The organism is Paenisporosarcina sp. TG20 (genome assembly GCF_000286315.1).
In the GTDB taxonomy this organism is placed as follows: Bacteria; Bacillota; Bacilli; order Bacillales_A; family Planococcaceae; genus Paenisporosarcina.
Window position 1 is genome coordinate 1 of sequence record NZ_ALJG01000324.1, and the last position, 24517, is coordinate 24517.

The window sequence follows — 24517 nt, forward strand, 5'->3', positions numbered from 1 at the left end:
GTTGGAATAGTATGTTTTAAGGACGTATCACCAACAGAAAAGGTTTTGGTGCTAGCCAAAACAGCTAATATGATGAGTCTTTTAAAGGATATTATGGGTGAGCGTTGGCTCAGTTGGAAAAAATGCAGTTCAAGTTGGAAAAAACGGACTCCAAGCTGGAATTTTTGCAGTTCAAGTTGGAAAAATCACGTTCCAAGTTGGAATAGTAAAATGTTGTAAAAATATATGAATGAAAAATCCAACTGAAATTGTCCCTAAAAAACTAACTGAAGACTAGTTAATACTATAAGACAGGTGTGTCATGAAGACTAACAAACTAGTAAAAAAAACTCCCCACAAGTAGAGAGGGGAGTAGGAAACGTTTAGATTATTTCCAAGCGTCTTTGTAGTTAAGTAGTTCTTCAAGTGAAACGAATGTTGGAATTGAACTACCTTTATATGTTTCGATGATAAAATCTTCAACTTCTTTTGTATGGTAAATTTCTACTAGTTTTTGTAGTTCTGGTCGATCAGCATCACCAGATTTTACTGCGATAATGTTGATGTATGGTTTAGCTGTTGCACTTTCGTGAAATAATGCGTCTTCTAATGCTAAATCTGCTTCGATTGCATAATTATTGTTGATGATTGATGCATCAACGTCGTCAAGAAAACGTGGAGTATTTCCAGCTGCTACGGCTTCAAATTCTAAGTTTTTCGGGTTGTCTTTTATTTTGTTGATTGCGCCAATTCCTTCAAAGTCATCAGTTAATGTGATTAAACCAGCTTCTTGAAGAACTAGTAATGCACGACCAAAGTTTGTACCTTCGTTCGGTAATGCTATTGTTGCGCCATCTGGAAGATCTTCAAGTGCTGTATGTTTTTTAGAGTAAATCCCCATTGGTGCGATAACTGTAGAGCCAATAGCTTCGATATCTAAATTCTGAGCTGTTTTGAATTCGTCAAAGTAAGAGATTGTTTGAAATGCGTTTGCATCGATTTCGCCTTCAGCTAAAGCAATATTTGGTTGAACATAGTCATTAAATTTAACGAGCTCGATGTCTATGTTTTGCTCTTTTGCGATATCTACGATGTAATCCCAGGTGCGGGTGTCTCCACTACTGATACCTACTTTTACTTTAGTTGTATCTCCAGCAGTATCTCCAGTAGTTTCTTCTTCTGCATTGCCACAAGCTGCAAGTAATCCTAGTGTTAAACTGATTAGTACGATTAGTAATTTTTTCATTTTTCCTACCTCCAATGGTTATCTTCTTCTTATTTTTTTTGAAACAATATTTCCGAGTGATTGTAATAATTGCACAATGATGACAAGTGCTGCAACGGTAACAACCATGGTCATGGTGTCGAATCGTTGGTATCCATATGTCAGTGCTAAGTCTCCAACACCACCAGCTCCAACGGCACCAGCCATTGCGGATGCCCCGACTAAACCAATGGTTGCAGTGGTGAAGGTAAGGATAAGAGAACTTAATCCTTCAGGAATCAAAAATCTAAAAATAATTTGTGGAACCGTTGCACCCATAGATTGGGCAGCTTCAATAATTCCTTTGTCTACTTCGAGCAACGAGTTTTCGACAAGTCGTGCAATATAAGGTGCTGCATAAAACACGAGTGGCACTATGGCAGCGGTAGTTCCAATAGCTGAGCCAACAATTAATCTGGTTAGAGGAATAATTGCGACAAGTAGAATAATAAAAGGGACGGAACGCAAGATGTTGATGATTGGATTTAAAATGTTAAAAATCCATTTATTTTCTAAGATATGGCCTCTACGTGTAATGACGAGCAAAATTCCTAGAGGTAAACCGATTAGCGCAGAGAATACTAATGAAATTGCCACCATGTAAAGTGTATCGCCAAAGGCTACTAATAGTTGTTCAGCTGTAATTTCCATGCCCCATAAGGTGTTATTCATTAACATTCACCTCCAAAACAGCAAAACCTTCGTCTCTAATGTGTGTTAATGCTTTCTTAATCTCATTTGAGTCACCTGTTACTTCGATAATTAAGTTCCCAAATGGTGTTTCTTGAATCTCCGATATATTAGCTGAGAGAACGCTTAAGTGTATATCAAATTTCTTAGAGATTGTAGAAAGCAGTGGTTGACTTGATGTGTTTCCAACAAAGTTTATTTTCCAAATGATTGGATGTGTGTTGTTTTTAATGGCGTTGCTTACAACACTCTGCGGAATTTCGTCGTGAATTACTGTCCGAACGAAGTTCTGAGCAGGTTCTGTCTGAGGGGAAGCAAAGACATTCAATACTGACCCTTGTTCAACTACTAGTCCACCTTCCATCACGGCTACTTTGTTACAAATCTCACGAATTACTGACATTTCGTGCGTTATAAGTAGGATAGTAATGTTGTATTGTCGATTAATCTTTTTGAGCAATTGCAAAACTGCGCTAGTTGTTTGTGGATCAAGTGCAGATGTTGCTTCATCACAAAGTAAGATGGATGGATTAGTTGCAAGCGCACGGGCAATACCAATTCGCTGTTTTTGACCTCCTGATAATTGTTCAGGATAGTTGGTTGCCTTGTCTGCTAAACCAACAAATTCTAGTAATTCTTCGACACGTGCCTTAATTTCAACTTTTGAAGTTCTTGATAAGACAAGCGGAATAGCTACATTCTCGAAAACGGTTTTGGAATTTAATAAATTGAAATGCTGAAATATCATGCCAATTTTTTTCTGTTCTGCTCTCAGTTGTTTTGGTTTAAGTAAGGTTAGTGACTGTCCGTCCACCAACACTTGACCAGTTGTAGGTCGCTCGAGTAAATTAACGAGTCGTATAAGAGTACTTTTCCCGGCACCACTGTAACCAACTACTCCGAAAATGTCTCCCTTATCAACAGTAAGGTCAATCCCTTTTAATGCGTCAACCGTTTGATCTTTGGTTTGAAATGATTTTGTTACTTGTTGAAATTTAATCAATTTTTTGTTTCTCCTTTCTACGTATATCAATATCTTTGAGTGGGGGTATGACCAACAAAAAATGCCTCTCCTGTCATTAGACAGAAGAGGCATACGAAGGCAAATAAATATGTGTTATTGCACATAAAATCATTTCGAATACTCCTTCTTATCTATCGAACAAGTAATTGTTCGCTGGAATTAGCACAGTATTTTTACATAACGTAAAAACCCGCTGCCGAGGTTTCATAGGGCCAGGCCCTCCACTTCTCTTGATAAGAAATTTCGCATATTTAATTATGTTGTTTACTATATCCGTATTATATTAGCTTGTCAACATGTTATTTAATAGTCGAAATAAACAGATTCAAATGATATTTATGTTATTTTACAATAATCGGCAGTTTACTTCAGGGGAAAATATGTAGTTTTTAGAAATAGACTTGATGTTAACGTTAACGTTAATGTTAAAATATATAAACAGAGAGAGAGGGTTATACATGAAAAGTATTGCTGAAGTGGCGGATGAGTTTGGTGTAACAAAGCGAACAATTCGTTACTATGAGGAGCTAGGTTTGTTGAACCCAAGTAGAACTGCGAGTAATACTCGAATGTTTGGATCTTCTGATTGTGCAAAATTGAAGTTGATTGTTCGAGGCAAACAGTTTGGATTTAATTTGGAAGAAATAAAAGAGATGGTATTGTTGTTTGATTTGGATCGAACGGGTTTAAGGCAGTTGAAACGAACTATTGAGTATGGCAATGAACGGGTAGCTGAAATCGGTGAGAAGATTCGAGAATTGCAAGAGATGAAGTCGGAAATGGAATTGTTGCTACTTGAGTTTTCGGAAAAGTTGATTAATTTAAAAGGCAATGAGCATTGAATTTATTACGTGTTTTGTATCAAGGGATGCCAGGTATTTTTTAATTGAGAGGGCGAGGAGAGTACATGAGTAGACGTAATTTTTATACTGAAGATGAAACATTACAGGAGATTTTGAGAAATGGAATGCAGCCCGATTTGTTTTCTTATGCACATAAGGCTTTAAGTCAGTTTGGTGATCGAGTAGCAAATGAGATTGATGAGCGTGCTCGTCATACGGATCGAGAAGGGGAGCCGCGCTTGGTGAAATTTGATCGGTTCGGTGAAGACGTTTCGGAAGTGTGGGTGAATGAAGGCTATAAAGAGACCGTGAAGGAAACGTATCAAACCGGAATTGTAGGTTATTTGCATAAAGAGATTCCTGAAGTCGGAAGCCCTGGGAACTACTTGTATAGTTTTGCTCAAGGCTATATTTTATCCCAGGCAGAACCTGGTTTTTACTGTCCTGTAACTCTTACGATGGCGACAGCATTCTTACTTGAACACTATGCAGATGATGAGTTAAAAGATAAATTTTTGCCACATGTGTGTTCAACAGGAGATGAAGAGTTATTTGAAGGTGCAACATTTTTGACGGAGCGTCAAGGAGGTTCGGATGTTGGAGCGAATGTAGTAAAAGCAATCCCATATGGCGATCATTTAAAATTATATGGTGAAAAGTATTTTGCTTCGAATGCTGGAATGGCAGGTGTGGCGATGGTTCTGGCACGTATAGAGGGTGCCCGAGAAGGTTCACGAGGACTGACACTTTTTGCTGTTCCTTGGCGACATGAAGATGGTTCATTAAACGGAATTGCAATTCGGAGATTAAAAGATAAGTTAGGTGTAAGAGCGGTACCAAGCGGGGAAGTAGAGTTCGAAGGAGCAATTGCGTACGTTGTAGGTGATAAAGCACATGGCTTAAAATATATGATGGAAGCGTTAAATTTATCAAGAATCTGTAACGCTGTCGCATCTCTTGGAATAATGAGACGTGCTTTAAATGAGGCTTCCGATTATGCTCATCAACGAGATGCGTTTGGAAAAAAACTAGTTGAGTTTCCAATGGTACAGGACACGTTAGGAAAACTAACTGCAAAAATGGAAGTTGAACTTACAACTGTTTTTGATTTAATTACGTTATATGACCGTGTGGTAGCTAAAGAAGCAAGTGAAGAAGAAATCGTGTTAACTCGATTATATATTGCGATTTTGAAAAAAGAATCAGCCGAACAAGCGATTCATTTTGCACATGAAGCGATTGAAATGCATGGCGGTAACGGCTATATAGAAGATTTTGTGACTCCACGATTACTGCGAGATGCGCAAGTTCTAACCGTTTGGGAAGGTACCGCAAACATTTTAGGCTTAGAATTCGTAAGATTAGTAAGGAAATTTAACGCACATATATTATTTGTGGATACAATGAAACTGAGACTGGAAAAAATTCAAATGAGTTCGTTAAAACCGAAAGTTATTCGGATACTGGATGATTTAGATATTGACTTAGCTATGTTCTCACGATTAGATGAAGACTTGCAAACGTTTGAAGCAAAAGCTTTGGCCGAGCGAATGGCACTAGTATATGAAAGTGTTGTGTCTCTAGAAATGTCCGAGTCAAAGGGAGAGCGCATGGTCCTTTTAGCTGAAATTTATTTGGAGACAACCTGGAATATGCGAAAAATTGGTGATCCCATGAAAACCTGTCAACTATTTAAGTAAACATGTTGATTCGGGAGTTTATTTATATAAAATATTTTAGATTTTTATTGTCTCTTTTTGTATGAAGGTATTCAAATTATGGTGTTAAAAAAAGTTAATTGCCTAAAAGGCGATTAACTTTTTTGCAATATAATGAAAAGCAGACTAGATGCCATATAAAATCTATTCTTGAAGTAAGGAAATAATAGAGAAAATTTTAACATTTTTTCTATTTAAATTGGAACATTTGTTCTGTATATAGTATTATAGATTTAATATTATAAATATTGGAGGTGTGTTCAAAAAATGTTTCTATTGATTTTTTTATTAATTAGCTGAACATAAAGACAGAAAATTGTAAATCGTACTTTTTACTCTAAAGTCTTAAGCTTATTTAAGTCAATTAACAGGGGGTTCTAAATAATGTCGAATTTTAAAATAAATAGTGATGAATTTGCATGGAGTAATGAAAAAGGATTATTTACACATAATGATGATCCTGCCATAATTATTTGGGATAAAACACTAGAAGTATTTATGATGACTTTAAATGAATTCGTTGATGAAGAGAAAAAGAAGATGCTTCTTAGTACTTTTGGATTCCGTTTGGGGGCTCTTGTAAGTCAGTCTTATTCCGATCGCACCGATTTAGAGAACATTTTAATTGAATTCAGCGATCTTTACCGAAATGCAGGGTGGGGGAATGTGCGAATATCGATGTTTTCTCAAGTAAAAGTTGTGATTGAATTACATAATAGCTGGGAGCAGCGTGTAAATAAATTGATGAATAAAGAACGAGCGTGTATCTTTCTTCCCAGCCTTTGGATAGGTTTAATTAGAGAATTATTAAGAGAAGAATTGAACTATACCATTATAGAGAAATATGTAAATGAAGTTAAAATTGCTGAGATAGAGCTGTTTATGAATAACTAGAACTTGAAGTTATCCCATAGAATGAAAAGTAGCTTAGTGTAAAACCAAACTAAACCTTAGCTAAGTTTAACCTTCCGTCTAAAATCGCACAAAATGAGATTTGTGCGATTTTTATTGTCCTATTTAACTAAGTTTAAAAAGCATGAAATCAATGCTAATCTAAGTTTGTTTTCAGATAGTATCTTCTATGGTAAGCCTTATTAATTTACATAAATTCACATATCCGTATTTCATTGCATGTAAAATAATCCACCATTAATAATTTCAATTTTAATTCTTGCTTCGTAGTGTTCTTCCAATGCTTTAACTTCCATTTCATAACATTCGGGTTTGTTTTCTACTCCTTCATAAAAGTGTTCTAATACTTCTCGGTCCTTTTTCCATCTGCTCTTTGCTTCTTCTGCCCATGTGTCATCATCTTGATGTATAAATTGTTCAACTACCAAATCTAATCGTTCTAGTGCTCGAAGTGGTTTTATAATATATGTCAAATTAATCGTATCTTCTGGTATCTTTGAATCCAAATCCACTTCACTTAACCATTCGTGAAAATCATTCATAAGATTACCTGTGATTAAGTTAATGCCTAAAGAGTGAAGCATTTCTTTCGTTTGATCACTGTAATATGACACTTTATAATTAACGCCTAACCAAGGGGTTAAAATGGTTTTTGTATTCCGTATATCTAATACACTCTCATACATTTGGACAAATGTACCCAAATCTTTTGTTGCTTGAAATATTTGATTGAGCCGAGGTGAACCAAAGTGGACCACCTCACCCCTAATATCTTCATTTAAGTTATTTTGGTCTGTTATAAACGTTAATTGAGCGGGATTAGGAACACCATTTGTATTTTCTAAGTATCTCCAATAAAATGGCCGATTCATTATTTTTTTATCCATATCAATTGTTAATTGAACCGAGAAGTAGTGGTCATTTCCGTTGATAATATGGCAATCATTTTCTTGGAAAAACTTAAGTAAATAACTATGAATTTGTTGTGGGTACATGTACAATCCTCCTCTAAATGCCCCTATAATTTTTATCTACATTGATTTTTTATAAGCCGATAAAATATCATCTAACTCACCCACTACTTTTTCAAAGACACCAATTTTAACATAAAGCATGTCTAATATAGATTTTTCGATGGTATTGTCGATAGCGAGATTATATATATGAACATCATGTTCTTGTCCTAACCGATGAACACGTCCAATTCGCTGCTCTAACTTCATGGGATTCCACGGTAAATCATAGTTGATGACATGGTGACAAAATTGCAGATTAATTCCTTCACCTCCAGATTCTGTTGCGATTAGTACTTGTGCCTGATCTTTAAATAATTGCTTCATCCAATCGCGTTTATTTTTCTTGAATTTACCGTTAAATAGAACACTGCTAATTCCTTTTGAATATAAATACCATTGTAAATATGCTTGACTAGCGCGATATTCGGTGAAAATAATGACTTTATCATTTGCATTTGAAATAATGTCAAAAACTTTTTCAGCTTTCGAATTTATTTCTAATGTCATCAATTTTTGAATGATTCCTTCTACATAGGCTATTTCATCTGGATCAACGCATTTTTGTCGCATTTTATTTAAGGTCAAGTAGGTAGCTTCTTTGCTACTGCACATTTCCTTTTGTAGAGTAATCATAGAGAAGGAACCCGAAAAAACAGTTGAATAATTCTTAAGGTCTAAAATCAATTCGTAGACTTCTTTTTCCTCTTTGGTAAATTGGATTGGAATTGTTAGTACACGTCGATTTGTCCATTCAATACCAGTGTCCTGTCTTCTATTTCGGACCATCACCTGATTTACCAATTCTTTTAAATACTCATCTTGATCCAAACTGTGGTTATTGGTGGAAAACGATGATTGAAAGGACTCAATATTACCTAGGTGTCCAGGTTTTAGTAGTGAAATTAGATGAAATAATTCCAATACATTGTTTTGAATTGGAGTGGCAGTTAACAACAAACAAAACTTTTTCTTTAAATTTTGAACAAACTCATAGTTTTTGGTTTTATGATTTTTCAATTTATGAGCTTCATCAATGATAATCATGTCGTAATTCTGATCGTATATGACTTCTTTGTGGGGGCTTTTTTTTGCCATATCCATACTCATTACTACTACAGTGTAATCATCTAAAACATAATTTTTTTTATAAGAAATAGCAGGAATATAAAATTTTTGATTTAATTCATCTATCCATTGATTCGTAAGAGAAGCTGGAGCTAGAATTAACGCCTTTTTTACAAGCCCTCTAATTAGATATTCTTTCAATATTAAACCTGCTTCAATGGTCTTACCAAGTCCCACTTCATCTGCAAGAATTGCTTTTCCGTTCATTCTTTCAATAACCGTTTCTGCTACTTCCAATTGATGTCGAAGTGGTGTTAGGTTAGGCAGGTATTTTGGAGATTGAAGACCAGTAAATTCGGTAATTAAGTTAGTTTTGACTACGTCATAACTCATATTATATAGTGACCAATTGTCCCATGTTTCAAGCTTGTCCAATCGTTCTATGAAGCCTTCTTTCCACTCAGACGACCTTTCAATTATCATGAACTTCACCTCATACAACTTATTCTATCTTATTAGGTTGTCCAAAAAAGAAGGTACTATGTTCATTTAATTGAACTTTTTATCTGAGTCCTAAATTCTCCTTTGAACTGCTCAAAAATAAGCGCAGTAAAAAGAGTTCTTATGGTAAAAGCTTAGAGATGTAATCCTTAAATAAAAATAATAATGTGTATTCTATGTTATAAATTTGCTCATTAAGGATAAAACAACTAGAACATGAATTTAAATGGAGGGATAGAGTAAATGAAAGATAAACATTATGAGCAGCAATCAAAGGATGAAAAAGTCTACGAACAAATTAAACAAGATAAGTTAAGTGAGGAAGAAAAAAAATCACTTCAAGTAAAAGATGGTCAAAACAATCACGATGTCGATGAGGTAGGTGGATTTTAGGAATGTATAAAAAACCGTGATCCCCATTGGATTCACGGTTTTTTTGCGGCTAGGAAGGAATTAGATTTCCTTAATCTCTCTTCGAATCAATTAGGAATCACTTTTGGAGCATTTTCTTGTTTTGCGGGAGATTGGTTATTATCATCTTGTAAGGATTCTTTCCGTTCAGGTTGTGGCTTTTGTTGAGATTTAGGGAAAGCCTTTCTGGCGTTTCCTCTTGAATCGGCTCCCTGCACTTTCTCGTTATAATATTGAACACTTGTCATTGATCCTTCCTCTACCATACGATTATCATCTGGATCATTTGGATTTGAGAAACCTGCTTTGGTCATATGGGATTGCTTTCCGCTCTTAGAGTTTAAAATTGTGGATACTCTAGTTATGGTATTTTGAATAGTGATTTTTGCTTTATCTCGATTCTGCTTCTTTTTGAAATAAGCATAAGACATTGAGACTAGTCCTCCAAGTAATAATGAACGTTTACTTCCTTTTAACATCGCTATCCCTCCACTGAATTATCGTATTTATAAAACAGTGATACCCATTTACATATTAAATCAGTCATTATAATGGCTGTGCCAAGTTTTTAAAATCAACAGGTAACAAATCTAATGTGAGTTATCGACTATGATAACTCAACGAGAGAAATCCTTCTTTTAGGTAATTCAATTTCTTCCTTCTCCGATTTAAACTCTAAATATCTGATTTTGTGAAGTAATTCCACCGTATCTAAATAGACAGAAAAAAAAAAAATATTCAAAAGTGATTGACTATTTATATTTTTTTGAGTATTCTTTCTCTAATAAGAGAAAATTGTATACAGTCGACGAGATGGAGGGAGTTTTTGTTATCGTTCAAATTGTGAAAAAGAGAGCTACTCTAAAAACACAAGTATATGACTATTTAAGGGAACACATTATCACTGGTGGCCTTAAGCCTGGTGAGAGATTAATAGAAGAAAAGATTTCAGACGAATTAGAAGTGAGCAGAAGCCCGATTCGTGAAGCTATTAGAATGTTGGAAAAGGATGGATTGTTGTTTGTCAATAAAACTGGTGGTGTAACAGTGGTTGATCCATCAATTCAAGATTTCCATCACTTGTATGAATGTCGGGTAGAGATGGAACCATTAGCCGCATTTTATGCTGCGCAACGTCGGACGGAAGAACTGCTAGAGTTGATTCACTCGTCTCTACCTCAAACTGGGAAAATCACTCAAACCAATAATTTAAAAAAGATTCATGATGTAAACTTGAATTTTCATGAAACAGTCATCTCAGCAAGTGCGAATCCGTTTCTCGTTTCGATGATTTCTCAACTACGAGGAGTCAATAGTTTTTATCGGAAATCCATTCTGGAAGAAAATCCTCTACATATTCAACATGCGATGCAAGATCATCAACAAATTTTCCAAGCAATTGTCGAACAGGATGCGGAAAAAGCGAAGCAATTTATGAAAGCCCATATTGAAAGCGATTACACACTGTTTATGAAACTGAGTACGTAGACAAAGGAGGCCTGACGATGTCTAAAAGAAAACCACTTGATGGTATAAAAATACTTGAATTAGGTAATTTAGTTGCTGCTCCATTTGCTGGGAAAATTCTTTCTGAATTTGGTGCAGAAGTGATTAAAGTCGAAGAACCAACCAAGGGTGATCCTCTTCGCAATTGGAGGGTAATGCACAATAACACATCAGTTTGGTGGCATGTTCAATCGAGAAATAAAAAATCGATCACCGTAAATATGAGAGAAGCAGAAGGTCAAAAGATAATAAAACAACTAGCTGAAAAAGTGGATGTGGTTCTCGAAAACTTTAAACCTGGTACTTTAGAAAAATGGGGATTAGGTTTAGAAGATTTACAGGAAGTGAATCCCTCCATCATCATGACACGAATTTCAGGATATGGACAAACTGGTCCTTACCGCGAGAAACCTGGATTTGGCAGTGTAGCAGAAGCAATTGGGGGAATTCGCTATTTGACTGGTTACCCTGATTTACCACCTGTGAGGGTCGGACTTGCACTTGGTGATTTAGTAGCAGGGTTATACGCTGTTATTGGAACGCTCATGGCACTTCGCGCGAGAGACGATGACGCCCAGAAAAAAGGGCAACTTGTTGATGTAGCACTCTATGAATCGGTCTTTAGTTTACTAGAGGGTATCCTTCCTGAGTACGATTTAACAGGTACGGTAAGAGAGCGAACTGGCAGTACATTACCCGGTATAGCTCCTTCAAATACTTACGAATGTGCAGATGGAAAGCACTTAGTCATTGGAGGGAATGGGGATAAGATTTTCCAACGCTTGATGACAGTCATGGGTCGAGAAGATTTAGCGAATGACCCAGTCTTTTCTAACAATCAAGGCAGAGCTGATCATGTAAAGTACATCGATGCAACAATTGAAGAATGGACAAAAAAGCATCCAATAAAAGAAGCGCAACGAATTTTGGATGAGGCATCAGTTCCAGTTGGACCTATATACAGCATTAAAGAAATTGTTGAAGATGAGCAATATAAAGCAAGAGAAATGCTTCAAGAAATTGAATTACCTGATGGGATAAAAGTTCTTGTACCAGGTATTGTACCAAAGCTGTCGGAAACACCGGGAGAGATTAAATGGAGTGGGCCACGTTTAGGAGAACACAACGAGGAAATTTATACAGAGTTTATGAATTTCTCCTTTGAAAAGTTTAAAAAACTAAAGGAACAAGGAGTCATATAAATGGCAGACGTGAAAATAATTGATGTGAGTCCTCGGGATGGCTTGCAAAATGAGCCGAACCTAGTTTCGACAAGCGATAAAGAAAGGTTAATTAAACTTTTACTTGATGCTGGGTTATCTTCGGTTGAAGTGACTTCCTTTGTTCATCCACTAAAAGTGCCACAAATGGCAGACGCATCAGAAGTATTAAAAGCGGTTGCGAATTTTGAGGATTTGAAAGCTATTGCACTCATACCAAATTTAAAAGGTTACGAACGAGCAAAAGAGCATCAACTTTCAGAAGTGAACTGGGTAAGTTCAGCGACGGAAACGTTCAACCAAAAAAATATTGGTTTAACAATTGATGAAAACTTTAATCAGTTCGAATTACTTGTGAAACATGCCAATAAAGATGGTATTAAAACATGCTTTTCAATTGCCGTTAGCTTCGGCTGTCCATATGAAGGGGAAGTGTCAGAAGAACATGTTTTACGTCTAGTGGAACGAGCGAGGAATGTGGGTGTCGATCGAATTGGAATTGCAGATACGATTGGTATCGCCACTCCGAATCAAGTAGAACGCTTAATGAAAAAGGTTTTAGAAATTGCAGGTGAAATTCCTGTAGGCATTCATTTGCATGATACAAGAGGACTTGGTTCTGCAAATGCGTATGCTGCTTATCAAGCAGGTGTTCGTATCTTTGAAACGGCTGTATCTGGTATAGGGGGGTGTCCATTTGCTCCAGGTGCAGCAGGGAACTTAGCAACTGAAGATTTAGTGTACTTATTTCATCGTATGAACATCGAAACAGGACTGAATTTTGATAAATTACTCGATGCAGCAGATTTCGCGGCGAGTCTTTCTTCAAAACAACCACTAGGTCGAATTAGACACATTGAAAGAGAACACACAAGGGGGAATTTATTATGAAAAAATGGATGAAAATAATTGCTTTTTTAATTGTATCAATGTTTATACTCGCAGCTTGTAATACACCTGAAGAAGCTGAAACAGAGCCGGAAAAAGAACCTGAAACAGAACCTGTTACTGCAACTGAAGAAGGTTATGAAGAGACAACAATACGTTTAGCATATAACTTACCTCAGGATCATCATATTTCAGTTGGGATTGAGCAGTTTGCAAAAGATGTTACGGAGAAATCAGATGGTGCTATAACAGTTCAAGTATATCCAGCAGGTCAATTATTAACAGATAAAGACATGAATCAATCGATACTTTCCGGTGGAGTTGAAATGGGCGTTAACTCGGCAACACTTTGGTCTAGTACGGTTCCAGCTATGGGGATTTTCGATGTTCCTTACCTTTTTCCTAACTACCAAAAAGCTGGAGAAATGTTAAATGGTGTATTAGGGGAAAAATTGAGTGCGGCTATGGAAGAAAAGGGTGCAAAAGTATTAATGTTTGCAGATTATGGATACGTACAATTTGTAAACAATAAAAGACCTTTGAAATCACCTTCAGACTTTGAAGGATTAAAAATTCGCAGTATCGGGGATATACCTTCTGAAGTAATTAAAGCGTATGGGGCTTCTCCAGTATTCATGGGCGGCGGGGAAGTATACATGGCCCTTCAACGTGATACAGTTGATGGTGCAACTTCAGGAACCACGGCGATGCTACAAAGAAAATATCACGAAGTTACAAAATATTTAACTATTAATAATTATGCATATCTAGAGTTCATTTTAGCAGTAAATCAAGACTTCTGGAATGGACTACCAGAGAAAACACAAACGTTATTAACTGAAACAGCTAAAGAATCGGAAGATTGGATTCGTTCACAAGCCGAATCTGAAGACCTAGAATCAGCTAAAGAATTAGAAGCAAATGGTATGGAAGTTTACGTAGTTCCTGAAGAAGATTTAGCAGAGTGGAAAGCAGCAGCAAAACCTGCACAAGATGCTTACGCTAAGATTGCTGGAGAATTAGGAAATGAACTACTTGAACTGGTGGAAGAGCAGTAAGGAGGAATCCAATATGAAAGTTCTTTACAACTTATCGGATGTATTGATTCGAATAGGGGCTTATATAGCAGGATTCTTAATTATTCTGACTACGATTATGGTCTTTTATGAAATCGTTTCTAGATCGTTTTTTAACAAACCTACTATTTGGGCTACTGAACTATCAACGTATGCCATTATTGGTAGTTGTTTTTTGGGAAGTGCTTTTGCAGTCCGAACATATTCGCACATAACCGTAGATTTATTAATTAATAATGTGAATGATCGTATAAAAACTTTACTTGCTTATTTATCAAATGCATTGGGTCTAGTATTTAGTATTATTTTTACTGTTTATGGTTTTCATCACGTGATGAAAACCATGGAGTTAGGTGTAACTTCATCCTCATTATTAAGAGTACCGATGTACCTACCGGAATTATTACTTCCGGTAGGAGGTATTCTATTATGTCTAGCCTTTGTTTTGCAAATCATTGATGGTGGCATTCATAAAGGAGGAGAGCATATATGAATATCTTCTTCGCGGGTGGAATGGGGGCCCTATTATTACTGGGTTTACCAGTAGCATTTTCTTTAGCATTACTAGCGGTGGCAGGCATGTATTTTTTTAATGGTGGTACGTTCGCATTTATGCAAATTCCCATTATATCTTACAAATCACTTGATGATTTCTCATTAACGGCACTTCCGATGTATATACTAATGAGCCAGATTTTGTTAGTCAGTGGGGTCGGGAGAGACTTGTATGAAATGGCGAGTCGTTGGTTTCGTCATTTACCAGGTGGACTGGCAATAGCAACGTTATTTTGTTGTACAATTTTCTCTGCTATTTCCGGATCAAGCGTAGCAACTGCTGTAACTGTAGGTTCTGTTGCTTTACCAGAAATGGTCCGTAGAGGATACAATAAAAAGCATGTACTAGGATTACTTGCTGCAGGAGGAACATTAGGAATTTTGATACCTCCAAGTGTACCGATGATTATTTATGGATCTGTAACGGGTGAATCTATTGGGAAACTATTCATTGCTGGAATTGTTCCAGGTATAATTTTAACGTTAGCTTTTATGATTTTTGCCTCATATCAAACTCGACACATAAAAGATGTACCAGCGACTTGGAAAGAAAGAATGGATTCTACTAAAACAGCTATTTGGGGCCTAATTTTACCAGTTATAGTTATTGGCGGAATTTATTCAGGTATATTTACTCCTACGGAAGCCGCTGCTGTTGGTGTTGTAGTGAGTTTTGCAATATCGGCATTAGTTTATCGGAATTTAAATTGGATGAATTTTAAAAAAATTATTATGTCTACTGTAAAAACGAATGCAATGATCTTATTTATTGTTGTGGGCGCAATGTTACTGGGATACATATTGACGATACTTCAAATTCCACAAACGATAACGAATTATGCAACTTCACAAGATATTTCACCATGGATCATATTTATTTTAATCAATCTTGCACTTTTGGTTTTAGGAATGTTCCTAGAAACAATTTCAATTTTAGTGATTACCTTACCAATTTTGTATCCAATTATCATTGCACTAGGATTTGATCCAATTTGGTTTGCGATTATCATGGTTATAAATATGGAACTTGCTCTCATTACTCCTCCAGTCGGATTAAATTTGTTTGTTTTGAAAGGTATTGATAGGTCAAATACCATTAATGAAATCGTCAGAGGTGTTATTCCATATGCACTTATTATGATGCTATTCATTGTTGTCTTGTCGTTTTTCCCGGAAATTGCAACGTTCTTAGTGGACAATGTGGATTGAAAAGTGTGTGAGGTTATGATGAGTAATTTAGTGTTATCTTGCTATTGAGGGGATATAGATTCATATACACAATTAAGTCCAAAACTTAAAAAAAGAAACAAGCGGCCGAAATTGCATCTTCGGCCGCTACTTTTTATGCAGACAGTGTCCATTCTTTCGTCAATCAAAATCAAAAACCTGTGCGTGAGAAGGTTGCTGGGGAGCGGCGGACGCACACACGCCGCAGGATTGCCTGCTGGAGGAGAGAGGTTATGGTGCTGGGGGTTTGCAGTCCAAAGCAACCTAGAAACCCAAGTCGATACAATGTGGAAAACTCCTGTTAGATAGGAGCTCTGCTAGCACATATCTAAAATTCTCATTTCCCACACAATTTAACGTATCGAAATGGTGTTATTTTCTACGAGTGACTTACTTGAACCGATAATGGTTTGAAATCCCATTTAGTTATCTTGTCCTTAATGTGCTGGTTATTATGCTTAAAGTCCGTTTTCTGTTAACTTTAAAAATTAATAGAAAGTTCATAGAATTTCTTCAACATAGTTCTACAATAAGTGTGTATAATAAGTCTTGTTGGATTTTATATTCATATAAAAAGGGAGGAAATAATAAATGAAAACAAAATTTATAAAAGGCATAGCAACAGTACTTCTAGCAAGTGCAGTTTTAGCTGCTTGTGGAACAGAAGAAAGTGCTGAACCTACTAATGGTGAAGAGGCAAAAGGCTTAGATACAAATTTAGTAACAATTGCAACTGGTGGAGCTTCGGGTCCATATAACATTATTGGTACGGCATTAGGTGAGCGTTACTCAAGTGAGTTAGGAATAAACTCGAAAACGCAAACTACAGGAGCTTCAGTAGAAAATGTGAATTTGATTATGCAAGAGAAGGTTGAAATGGCATTTCTTATGAGTGATGTATTAAGTGAAGCGGTTGAAGGTGTTGGTAACTTTCCAGAAAAAGTAGAAAACATTTCTCAAATTGCAGCGCTATATCCGAACTTTGTTCAAATTGTTACAACTGTAGATTCAGGTATTAACTCGTTTGAAGATTTAAAAGGTAAACGAATTGCCGTTGGCGCACAAAATTCAGGTGTTGAAGTAAATGCACGAAATTTACTTGAAGGTCATGGTATCACATACGATGATGTTGAAGAGGATTACTTAGGGTATGCAGAAGCAGCTGATGCTTTAAAAGCAGGGAAGCTAGATGCTGCATTTTTAACTAGTGGTATCCCAAATGCTTCACTTATGGAGCTTGAGCAAGGTTTAGACATGAAGTTAGTTCCTGTAGATCCTGAAAAAATTAAAGAAATAGCACAAGATCAAGCGTATTTCATTGCTATGGACATTCCAGCTGGGACATACGGAAACGAAGAAGCAGTTCCGACAGCAGCGATTATGAATGCATTAGTTGTACGTTCTGATATGAGCGACGATGATGTGTATAAATTAACAAAATCGTTCTTTGAAGGTCTTGGAGAATTAGCTAATGCTCATCAAGCAGCTGCAGATATTTCTGTTGAAGCGGCTCAACAAGGCATGGTAGCTCCGGTTCATCCAGGCGCACAAAGATACTATGACGAACAGTAAAAGGAAACTGAGGGGTCCATTTTTATTGGTACTCCTCTTCTTTTTATTATTAATAGTGATTTTCCCCCTACGATTTGTAGAAATTACTCTACCAAACTCAACTTTCTTCCTATATATAAAGAATTTCGAAGTTCAATGGATCCATTCTGTAGAAAAAGAAGAGTGGATTGAATCGTATCAAGTGAAAAATGATAAACTTATATTAACTAGTACAGCTTTTAAAACATTTGGAGCGGGTGTTCCAAGTGATAAAGAAGTAATAGAACGAGATGATGGTTTTGTCCACATGACAATTAATCGTGAAATGAATGATATTTTACTCGTTGTTTCAGATTTAGTGGAAACTACTGTTTTCTTTGAAAATAAAGAAATTCCTTTGTATGAACTTGTGGAAGATTACGAGGAAGTTCATTTTGAGAGTAAATTACTCCCATGGTGGAATATTTTAAAATGAAATATTGAGAGGTGAATGAGATGGGTGTAGAACCAAAAGCAGTAATTCCAGCAGATCCAGCTATAGATGGACAAAAAATACTAGAGAAATTCGATCGTGAATCGGTCGTACGTCAGATTTCAAATAAACCTATTGCTTGGTTTATTACGGCGCTTGCAATTTCCTATTCACTTTTTCATTTATACATCACATATAATCCTATGCCGGAACTACAAGCTCGTTCCCTTCATGTAGCCATTGGAATTGGACTTGTGTTCTTAATTTATCCTTCCCATAATAACCAAGTGCGGAACAAAGTACCTTGGTATGACTGGATATTATTTATAGCATCAATCTCTTCAACTGTGTATTTATTGAAAGAGTATACCGCAATTATGACGACACGTGGTGGTATTCCAAATACAAGTGATATTGTCATGGCGATAATTACAGTTATTCTAGTGCTCGAAGCAGCAAGAAGGATTACTGGGCTAATTCTTCCTATCCTTGCATTAGTGTTCTTGGGTTACACTTTTATTAGCCATTTAAGTTGGATGCCCTCTCGCTTAATGACTCGTCAATATGATTTAGCAGATATTTTTGGACAAATGTATTTAAAAACTGAAGGTTTATTTTCGAGTGCAATCGGTGCCTCTGTTACATTCATTTTCCTTTTCATATTGTTTGGAGCCTTCTTGTCAAAATCTGGAATGGGTCAATTATTTAATGATTTATCCTTAGCGTTAGCAGGGGCACAAAGAGGAGGGCCAGCTAAGGTAGCCGTTATTTCTAGTGGATTTATGGGGAGTATAAATGGAGCAGCTGTTGCCAATGTTGTTGGAACAGGCGCTTTTACAATTCCATTAATGAAGAAAATCGGTTATTCGAAAAACTTTGCTGGGGCTGTTGAAGCAAGTGCCTCTATAGGTGGACAAATATTGCCGCCAATTATGGGTGCAAGTGCTTTTATTATGTCTGAAATCACAGGCGTTAGCTATGGTTCGATTGCATTAGCGGCTGCTTTACCAGCATTGCTTTACTTCTTAGGAGTTATTGCGCAGGTCCATTATCGAGCAGGACGAGATAATTTACAAGGAGTACCAAAAGCTGACTTACCAAAAGTAAAAGAAGTGTTAAAAGCACGAGGTCACTTGCTATTGCCGATTTTTGGTCTCGTTTACTTCTTATATATATCAATGCCAATTGGGTATGCGGCATTCTATACGATTCTTCTAACTATTCTAGTTAGTCAGGTTAGAAAAGAAACGCGTATGTATCCACGAGATATTTTAGATGCATTAGCTGACGGAGCAAGACAATCGCTATCTGTTATGACTGCCTGTGCTGTTGTTGGTATTATTATCGGTGTTGTAAGTTTAACAAGTTTCGGTACAGTCATGACATCATCTATCACAAGTTTAGGTGCGGGTTCATTATTCTTAACGTTATTCTTCACGATGATTGCGTCGATGATTTTAGGAATGGGTTTACCTTCAATTCCTGCTTATATCATTACAGCGACTATGGCAGCGCCAGCATTAGCTGCATTTGATATTCCAATATTAGTAGCTCATATGTTTGTATTCTATTTTGGGATTTTTGCAAATATCACACCACCAGTTGCTTTAGCTGCATTTGCAGGAGCTGGTATTTCAGGTGGCGATCCAATGAAAACTGGTTTCCAGGCATTGAAATTATCAATTGCTGGCTTTATCATTCCATATTTGTTTGTGTATAATCCAGCAATGTTGATGATTGATACCACTGGAGTTGCAACAACCGCCAAAGAGTTCCCTTTTCCTGAAATTAGCGCAATAGTATTAATAACCCTAACATCAATTATAGGGATTTTAGCATTGAGTGCTGCAGTTGAAGGTTTCTTCCTTAAAAATATAAGCTTCATTTCTCGAGTAATATTAGGTGTAGGAGCTATATTATTAATATTCCCAGAAGGTTACACAGATATTATTGGATTAATTATTGTTGCAGTCATGATTACATTAAATGTAATGAGTGCTAGAAAAGAAAAGGTATTACCGAGTTAAACATAATGGAAAAGCTGAACATCCAAAAGGGTGTTCAGCTTTTTTGTAGTGTTCGGCTAGAAAGACGCTTTATTCTTACTCAGTTATTAGGACTAGAGAGCTTTGTTATTTCCCTATAAACATTTGTGTCCAACAATTTCCGCCTTCATTAAAACCGACCCCAATTTCAGTAAAGGCTGGATCTAACATATTCTTTTTATGTCCTGGGGAGTTCCACCATGCTTCAACAACAGCCGACGCAGAATTTTGTCCCTTAGCAATGTTTTCACCTGCAGTTTTGTAAGATATACCATAACTCTTTATCATATCAAATGGGCTGCCGTGAGTGGGAGAAGTATGGCTAAAGTAATTATTTACATGCATGTCCTTAGACTTTTCCCGTGCAACCCTAGAAAGTTCCCAATTAGATTTTAAAGGTGCTATACCTTGTTGTTCTCTCTTTATATTTGTCAGCCTAATTACTTCGTTTTCTACGCTCTTGATATCATCTATATTTGGAATATTAACTTTTTGATTTGGATAAATCAAATCGGGGTTATCAAATTGTGAATTCGCGTCAATAATTTCTTGTAAGCCAATTTTATACTTAACGGATATCTTCCAAAGCGTATCGCCGCTCTTAATCGTGTAAGTTTCCATAGCGTGAGACGCAGACGGGAAAACGAACATGAGAAGGGCTATAGTTAACAGAAATTTTTTCATTTTTTCTCCTCTTTCTCTAATGTTTGTCAATAAAATTTTTTCAATACCAGTTTCCAGTACTTGATAATTTTCATTAATAACTCTTTTAATGCAATCTAAAACTTAACGGAAATTTTTCAAAGAGTATCTCTACTACCTCCTGTGTAAGTATCATGAGTTTGAAATCTTGTTAGAACAAAAAGGGACATCGATAACAGATGTCTTTTCATGTTATTCTCCTCCTATCAAATAACATGACCTGAAACAGAGTAAATATACCTTAATATTTCAAAACAAAGTTATCTAGTCAAATTATTTATTTGTTGAATTAAACTATAATAATTTGAGAAACAAACTATAATAAATGAAATATTTCTTAAATTCAAAAATATTTGCAGTTCTTTATACATATGTTTTATATGACACCTTTTCTTATTAATTAACCTCTCTACAGTATTATTAATAAAAATTTAATAGTAAGAAATTTCTCACTTATGGTTTACAAATCATGTAATCAATGAGTATTCTAGTAGGTAAGAATCAGAGATTTAGAAAGGAGAGAGAAAAATATGACTAAACAGTTTAATTTAGAACAAGCCTTGCTTAGCGATTACGATACATCATGGACAAAGGATGGGGTTTCAGGAGAACGAATTGCAAAGCGACTAGATGCGTTATCCCAGATAGGACTTACTACTCAAAATGGTGTAACACGTGTGGGATTTTCACAACTTGAGCAACAAGCAAAAGAACTTGTGATAGGTTGGATGAAGGACGCTAATATGAAGGTAACACAAGATGGAGCTGGAAATGTGGTTGGAAGAGTAACTGGACAAAATGAGGATGTTCCTTCCATTGCATCTGGTTCTCACGTTGATAGTGTCCCAGAAGGTGGCCATTTCGACGGTCCGCTTGGTGTCATTGCCGCTTTAGAAGTAGCAGAAGCATGGAAAGAGCAAGGATTTACTCCTCTAAAGCCTTATGAAGTTTATATTTTCACTGATGAAGAAGGTTCGCGGTTTAATGGTGGGTTGACAGGTAGTCGTACGATGACCGGAGTACTAGATATGAGTGAACAAGTTACTTTAAAGGATTCGGACGGACTATCTTTTGAAGAAGTTTTAGCGACTACTGGGAAAACAGTTGAGGAGTTTTATAAAGCTACACGAAGTGATATAGGTATTGAACGATTTATAGAGGTACATATTGAGCAAGGGAAAATATTAGAGAAGGCGAATTTACCTGTTGGGATTGTAAAGGGAATCGCTGGTCCTTCATGGACAGAATTTCGCTTTGAAGGGAAAGCCGGACACGCAGGAAATACGCCAATGAATGATCGTCAAGATGCATTGGTAGCAGCATCTGAATTGGTATTGTTTATTGAAAAAGCTCCGATAACGATCAGTACAACTGGAGTTGCGACAGTAGGAAAACTCGATGTAGAACCGAATGGCTCAAACGTAATTCCGGGTAAAGTAACTTTAAACGCCGATATTCGCGACATCGAGGAAGAAACGCGGGATCTAATAGTGTCTAGTGTTGTAAATAAAGCACAAGAAATTGCATTGGCACGAAATGTAAACGTAATAATTACTGAAAAAATGCGAACTTCACCAGTACCTATTGGTGAAGATATGCTAGGAATTCTAAATAGTGTATTAGATGAAATGAACATAGAAAATAAGTATCTTGTTAGTGGGGCAGCACACGATACGATGATTTTAGGTGCAAAAATTCCTGTCGCTATGATTTTTGCAAGAAGTAAAGATGGAGTAAGTCACAATCCCGCAGAATGGACAACTTTAACAGATTGTACGATTAGTGCGCATATGCTTAAACAAGCGATCGAATTGTGTATGGAAAGATAAACAAATGAGAAGTTAGTAAATAATTGCCAAGCAGCCTAGTAAGTAGTGGACATTCTTTGTCCTACTAATATCTAGTTGCTTGGTTATTTTATGTGTAGCTTTAATCAAGAAGGTACACTGCAGAGTATTTTCTGTGAAACACTGGATTGTAAAAGTACTTTATTAGAGTTTGGAATATTCCGAATAACTAAATAATTAATGTATAATAGATTAATAACATAATAATTTAATGGGAGTGGAATATGTGACAACTACAACATTTTCAGTAAAAGATTATTTAAAAAATAATCGAAAGCGTTTTGAGGAGATTAGTACGTATGTCTGGAATCATCCTGAAACACGCTTTGAAGAATACGATTCAGCGGAGTATATGGCGGATGCTCTAGAAAAAGAAGGATTTATAGTAGAAAGAAATGTAGCTGATATTCAAACGGCGTTTGTTGCAACATATGGAAAAGGAAAGCCAATAATTGGATTTTTAGGAGAATTTGATGCACTTTCCGGGCTTAGTCAAGAGGCGAACGTTTCGAAAGCTTCTCCACTAGTTAAAGGAGGGATTGGCCACGGGTGCGGGCATAACTTACTGGGAACTGGTGCACTGGCCGCAGCGTATGCAGTAAAAGCATTCATGCAAGAACATAATGTTAATGGCACAGTCAAATTCTATGGTTGTCCTGGGGAAGAGGGGGGATCTGGTAAAACGTTTATGGTACGTGATGGGGTATTTAATGGATTAGATGTAGCTCTAACTTGGCATCCTTCACCAGTAAATAGCATTATGAGTTTATCATTTCTTGCAAATTACCAAGTATATTTTCGTTTTAAAGGTATCTCATCACACTCTGCAAACTCTCCACATCTAGGTCGTAGTGCACTTGATGCTGTGGAGTTAATGAATGTGGGAGTGAACTACTTGAGAGAACATGTTATACCTGAGGCGCGTATGCACTATGCTGTTACAAATGCTGGAGGTTCTTCACCAAATGTAGTACAAGCAGAAACTGAAGTATTATATTTAATTCGTGCACCTAAGTTAGATCAAGTGGATGAAATATTTAAGAGGGTATGTAAAGTGGCTGAAGGTGCAGCACTCATGACAGGGACTCAGATGACAATGGAATTTGATAAAGCATGTTCAAATTATCGGTCTAATCGAACGTTAGAACAAATTCTCCATACACACTTAAATAAATCAGGAGTTGAAGCTACAACCCAAGTTGAGGAAGCATTCGCGAAATCCATTTGGGAATCCCTAAATGAAGGAGAACAAAAAAATGCAGTCAGCTTAAATAGGGGCTTTGGTTATAGTGGTGATGGTAGTGATTTAAGAGGGAAATACTTAGCAGATACCATTTCTGAATATGTTGCATCGAATGAGGTTTTACCAGGATCTACTGATGTTTCAGACGTCAGTTGGATTGTTCCGACTGCTCAACTGACTGCTGCTACTGCAGCAATAGGAACACCACTTCATTCATGGCAAATGGTTTCTCAAGGAATCAGCTCATTTGCCCATACGGGTATGTTGCGTGCGGCAGAGGCAATGGCAGGAGCTGCACTTGATCTTTTCGAAAATCCTTTGAAGCTAAAAGCTGTACAGGATGAACATAGAAAAACCTTTGCTAATGATCCATATATATGTCCAATTCCAGCGCATGTAAAACCTTCATCAATAAAGTAAAGACAATAAAACATAAAGTTTTACCTATAAGAATTAGAGGAAAGAAGTGGCTGCCACTTCTTTCCTCTTTATATTTTAAGACAATAAAGTATATAAATTTAGTGAGATATGAATCCAGTATTTCCGGTATTTTAAGGAGTAGGCTCTAGTATGATATCGCTGATTTGCGCTCCAGGCGGTGACAAGGAGACTGAAGCCATGCCCCGCGAAAAGCGTCCACCGTAGCGGAAATAAACGGATTTTAATGGTTACCCTTCTTAAAAGGACAGGGCATACTTTTCCGGTTTTTTCTTAAAATATAAGAAAGTATACAAAATTACTGTGCCATGAACCCAGTGTTCAT

23 protein-coding genes and 1 riboswitch are annotated in these 24517 nt (G+C 36.5%); of the genes, 16 read left to right on the plus strand and 7 right to left on the minus strand.

Annotation, left to right across the window (positions count from 1 at the left end; genetic code table 11):
* On the plus strand, positions 1-219 hold a 219-nt coding region (locus B371_RS24120), incomplete at its 5' end, for a hypothetical protein (RefSeq protein WP_237721538.1).
* Between the two features lie 148 nt (positions 220-367).
* Here the strand turns inward: B371_RS24120 and B371_RS0113185 are convergent.
* Genes B371_RS0113185 through B371_RS0113195 form a run of 3 tightly spaced genes read right to left on the minus strand, consistent with a single transcriptional unit; the run spans position 368 to position 2936 of the window.
* Positions 368-1225, minus strand: a complete 858-nt coding sequence (locus B371_RS0113185) for a MetQ/NlpA family ABC transporter substrate-binding protein (RefSeq protein ID WP_019414795.1) — start codon at positions 1223-1225, stop codon at positions 368-370.
* Between the two features lie 18 nt (positions 1226-1243).
* Positions 1244-1894: a methionine ABC transporter permease gene (locus B371_RS0113190; RefSeq protein ID WP_026023059.1), complete on the minus strand. Its 651-nt coding sequence runs from the start codon at positions 1892-1894 to the stop codon at positions 1244-1246.
* 13 nt (positions 1895-1907) lie between these two features.
* Positions 1908-2936: a methionine ABC transporter ATP-binding protein gene (locus B371_RS0113195; RefSeq protein ID WP_019414797.1), complete on the minus strand. Its 1029-nt coding sequence runs from the start codon at positions 2934-2936 to the stop codon at positions 1908-1910.
* A 145-nt stretch (positions 2937-3081) separates the two neighbouring features.
* Positions 3082-3197, minus strand: a riboswitch (SAM riboswitch).
* A gap of 218 nt (positions 3198-3415) precedes the next feature.
* Here B371_RS0113195 and B371_RS0113200 point away from each other — a divergent pair.
* The 3 genes from B371_RS0113200 (at position 3416) to B371_RS0113210 (ending at position 6411) form a co-directional block, all read left to right on the plus strand.
* Positions 3416-3799: a MerR family transcriptional regulator gene (locus tag B371_RS0113200; protein ID WP_019414798.1), complete on the plus strand. Its 384-nt coding sequence runs from the start codon at positions 3416-3418 to the stop codon at positions 3797-3799.
* 65 nt (positions 3800-3864) lie between these two features.
* Positions 3865-5499: an acyl-CoA dehydrogenase family protein gene (locus B371_RS0113205; protein ID WP_019414799.1), complete on the plus strand. Its 1635-nt coding sequence runs from the start codon at positions 3865-3867 to the stop codon at positions 5497-5499.
* Between the two features lie 402 nt (positions 5500-5901).
* Complete coding sequence (locus B371_RS0113210) at positions 5902-6411, plus strand: hypothetical protein (protein ID WP_019414800.1); 510 nt, start codon at positions 5902-5904, stop codon at positions 6409-6411.
* Between the two features lie 230 nt (positions 6412-6641).
* On the opposite strand, the gene B371_RS0113215 is transcribed toward B371_RS0113210, so the two are convergent.
* Both B371_RS0113215 and B371_RS0113220 read right to left on the minus strand, forming a co-directional pair.
* Positions 6642-7424, minus strand: coding sequence for a YqhG family protein (locus B371_RS0113215; protein ID WP_019414801.1), 783 nt, complete (start codon positions 7422-7424; stop codon positions 6642-6644).
* Between the two features lie 36 nt (positions 7425-7460).
* The gene (locus B371_RS0113220; protein WP_019414802.1) at positions 7461-8993 is read right to left on the minus strand and encodes a DEAD/DEAH box helicase; all 1533 of its coding nucleotides are present in this window, start codon (positions 8991-8993) and stop codon (positions 7461-7463) included.
* Positions 8994-9254: 261 nt separating this feature from the next.
* On the opposite strand from B371_RS0113220, the gene B371_RS23805 reads away from it, so the two are divergent.
* Positions 9255-9404, plus strand: a complete 150-nt coding sequence (locus B371_RS23805) for a hypothetical protein (protein WP_019414803.1) — start codon at positions 9255-9257, stop codon at positions 9402-9404.
* 86 nt (positions 9405-9490) lie between these two features.
* On the opposite strand, the gene B371_RS0113230 is transcribed toward B371_RS23805, so the two are convergent.
* On the minus strand, positions 9491-9901 hold the full coding sequence (locus B371_RS0113230) for a hypothetical protein (RefSeq protein ID WP_019414804.1): 411 nt from the start codon (positions 9899-9901) through the stop codon (positions 9491-9493).
* A gap of 334 nt (positions 9902-10235) precedes the next feature.
* Between B371_RS0113230 and B371_RS0113235 the strand changes: the two genes are divergently transcribed.
* From B371_RS0113235 to B371_RS0113275, 9 genes are all read left to right on the plus strand, one after another.
* Positions 10236-10910 (plus strand): GntR family transcriptional regulator, encoded by a 675-nt coding sequence (locus tag B371_RS0113235; protein WP_019414805.1) that lies wholly within the window; start codon positions 10236-10238, stop codon positions 10908-10910.
* Between the two features lie 17 nt (positions 10911-10927).
* Positions 10928-12130 (plus strand): CaiB/BaiF CoA-transferase family protein, encoded by a 1203-nt coding sequence (locus tag B371_RS0113240; RefSeq protein WP_019414806.1) that lies wholly within the window; start codon positions 10928-10930, stop codon positions 12128-12130.
* The gene (locus tag B371_RS0113245; RefSeq protein ID WP_019414807.1) at positions 12131-13039 is read left to right on the plus strand and encodes a hydroxymethylglutaryl-CoA lyase; all 909 of its coding nucleotides are present in this window, start codon (positions 12131-12133) and stop codon (positions 13037-13039) included.
* Positions 13036-14094: a DctP family TRAP transporter solute-binding subunit gene (locus B371_RS0113250; protein WP_019414808.1), complete on the plus strand. Its 1059-nt coding sequence runs from the start codon at positions 13036-13038 to the stop codon at positions 14092-14094. The genes B371_RS0113245 and B371_RS0113250 overlap by 4 nt, the downstream gene beginning before the upstream one ends.
* Before the next feature lie 13 nt (positions 14095-14107).
* A complete protein-coding gene (locus B371_RS0113255; protein WP_019414809.1) occupies positions 14108-14605 on the plus strand; it encodes a TRAP transporter small permease in 498 nt (165 codons plus the stop codon).
* Positions 14602-15876 (plus strand): TRAP transporter large permease, encoded by a 1275-nt coding sequence (locus tag B371_RS0113260; RefSeq protein WP_019414810.1) that lies wholly within the window; start codon positions 14602-14604, stop codon positions 15874-15876. Before B371_RS0113255 ends, B371_RS0113260 begins: the two co-directional genes overlap by 4 nt.
* Before the next feature lie 609 nt (positions 15877-16485).
* On the plus strand, positions 16486-17466 hold the full coding sequence (locus B371_RS0113265; protein ID WP_019414811.1) for a TAXI family TRAP transporter solute-binding subunit: 981 nt from the start codon (positions 16486-16488) through the stop codon (positions 17464-17466).
* 25 nt (positions 17467-17491) lie between these two features.
* Positions 17492-17920, plus strand: coding sequence for a DUF1850 domain-containing protein (locus B371_RS0113270; protein ID WP_019414812.1), 429 nt, complete (start codon positions 17492-17494; stop codon positions 17918-17920).
* A gap of 20 nt (positions 17921-17940) precedes the next feature.
* Positions 17941-19944, plus strand: coding sequence for a TRAP transporter permease (locus tag B371_RS0113275; protein ID WP_019414813.1), 2004 nt, complete (start codon positions 17941-17943; stop codon positions 19942-19944).
* Positions 19945-20049: 105 nt separating this feature from the next.
* On the opposite strand, the gene safA is transcribed toward B371_RS0113275, so the two are convergent.
* The gene (gene safA / locus B371_RS0113280) at positions 20050-20646 is read right to left on the minus strand and encodes a SafA/ExsA family spore coat assembly protein (protein WP_019414814.1); all 597 of its coding nucleotides are present in this window, start codon (positions 20644-20646) and stop codon (positions 20050-20052) included.
* Positions 20647-21194: 548 nt separating this feature from the next.
* Between safA and B371_RS0113290 the strand changes: the two genes are divergently transcribed.
* A complete protein-coding gene (locus tag B371_RS0113290) occupies positions 21195-22493 on the plus strand; it encodes a M20 family metallo-hydrolase (RefSeq protein ID WP_019414816.1) in 1299 nt (432 codons plus the stop codon).
* Between the two features lie 244 nt (positions 22494-22737).
* Entirely contained in the window at positions 22738-24174 is a 1437-nt protein-coding gene (locus tag B371_RS0113295) for an amidohydrolase (protein WP_019414817.1), read from the plus strand.
* The last annotated feature ends 343 nt before the right edge of the window (positions 24175-24517 follow it).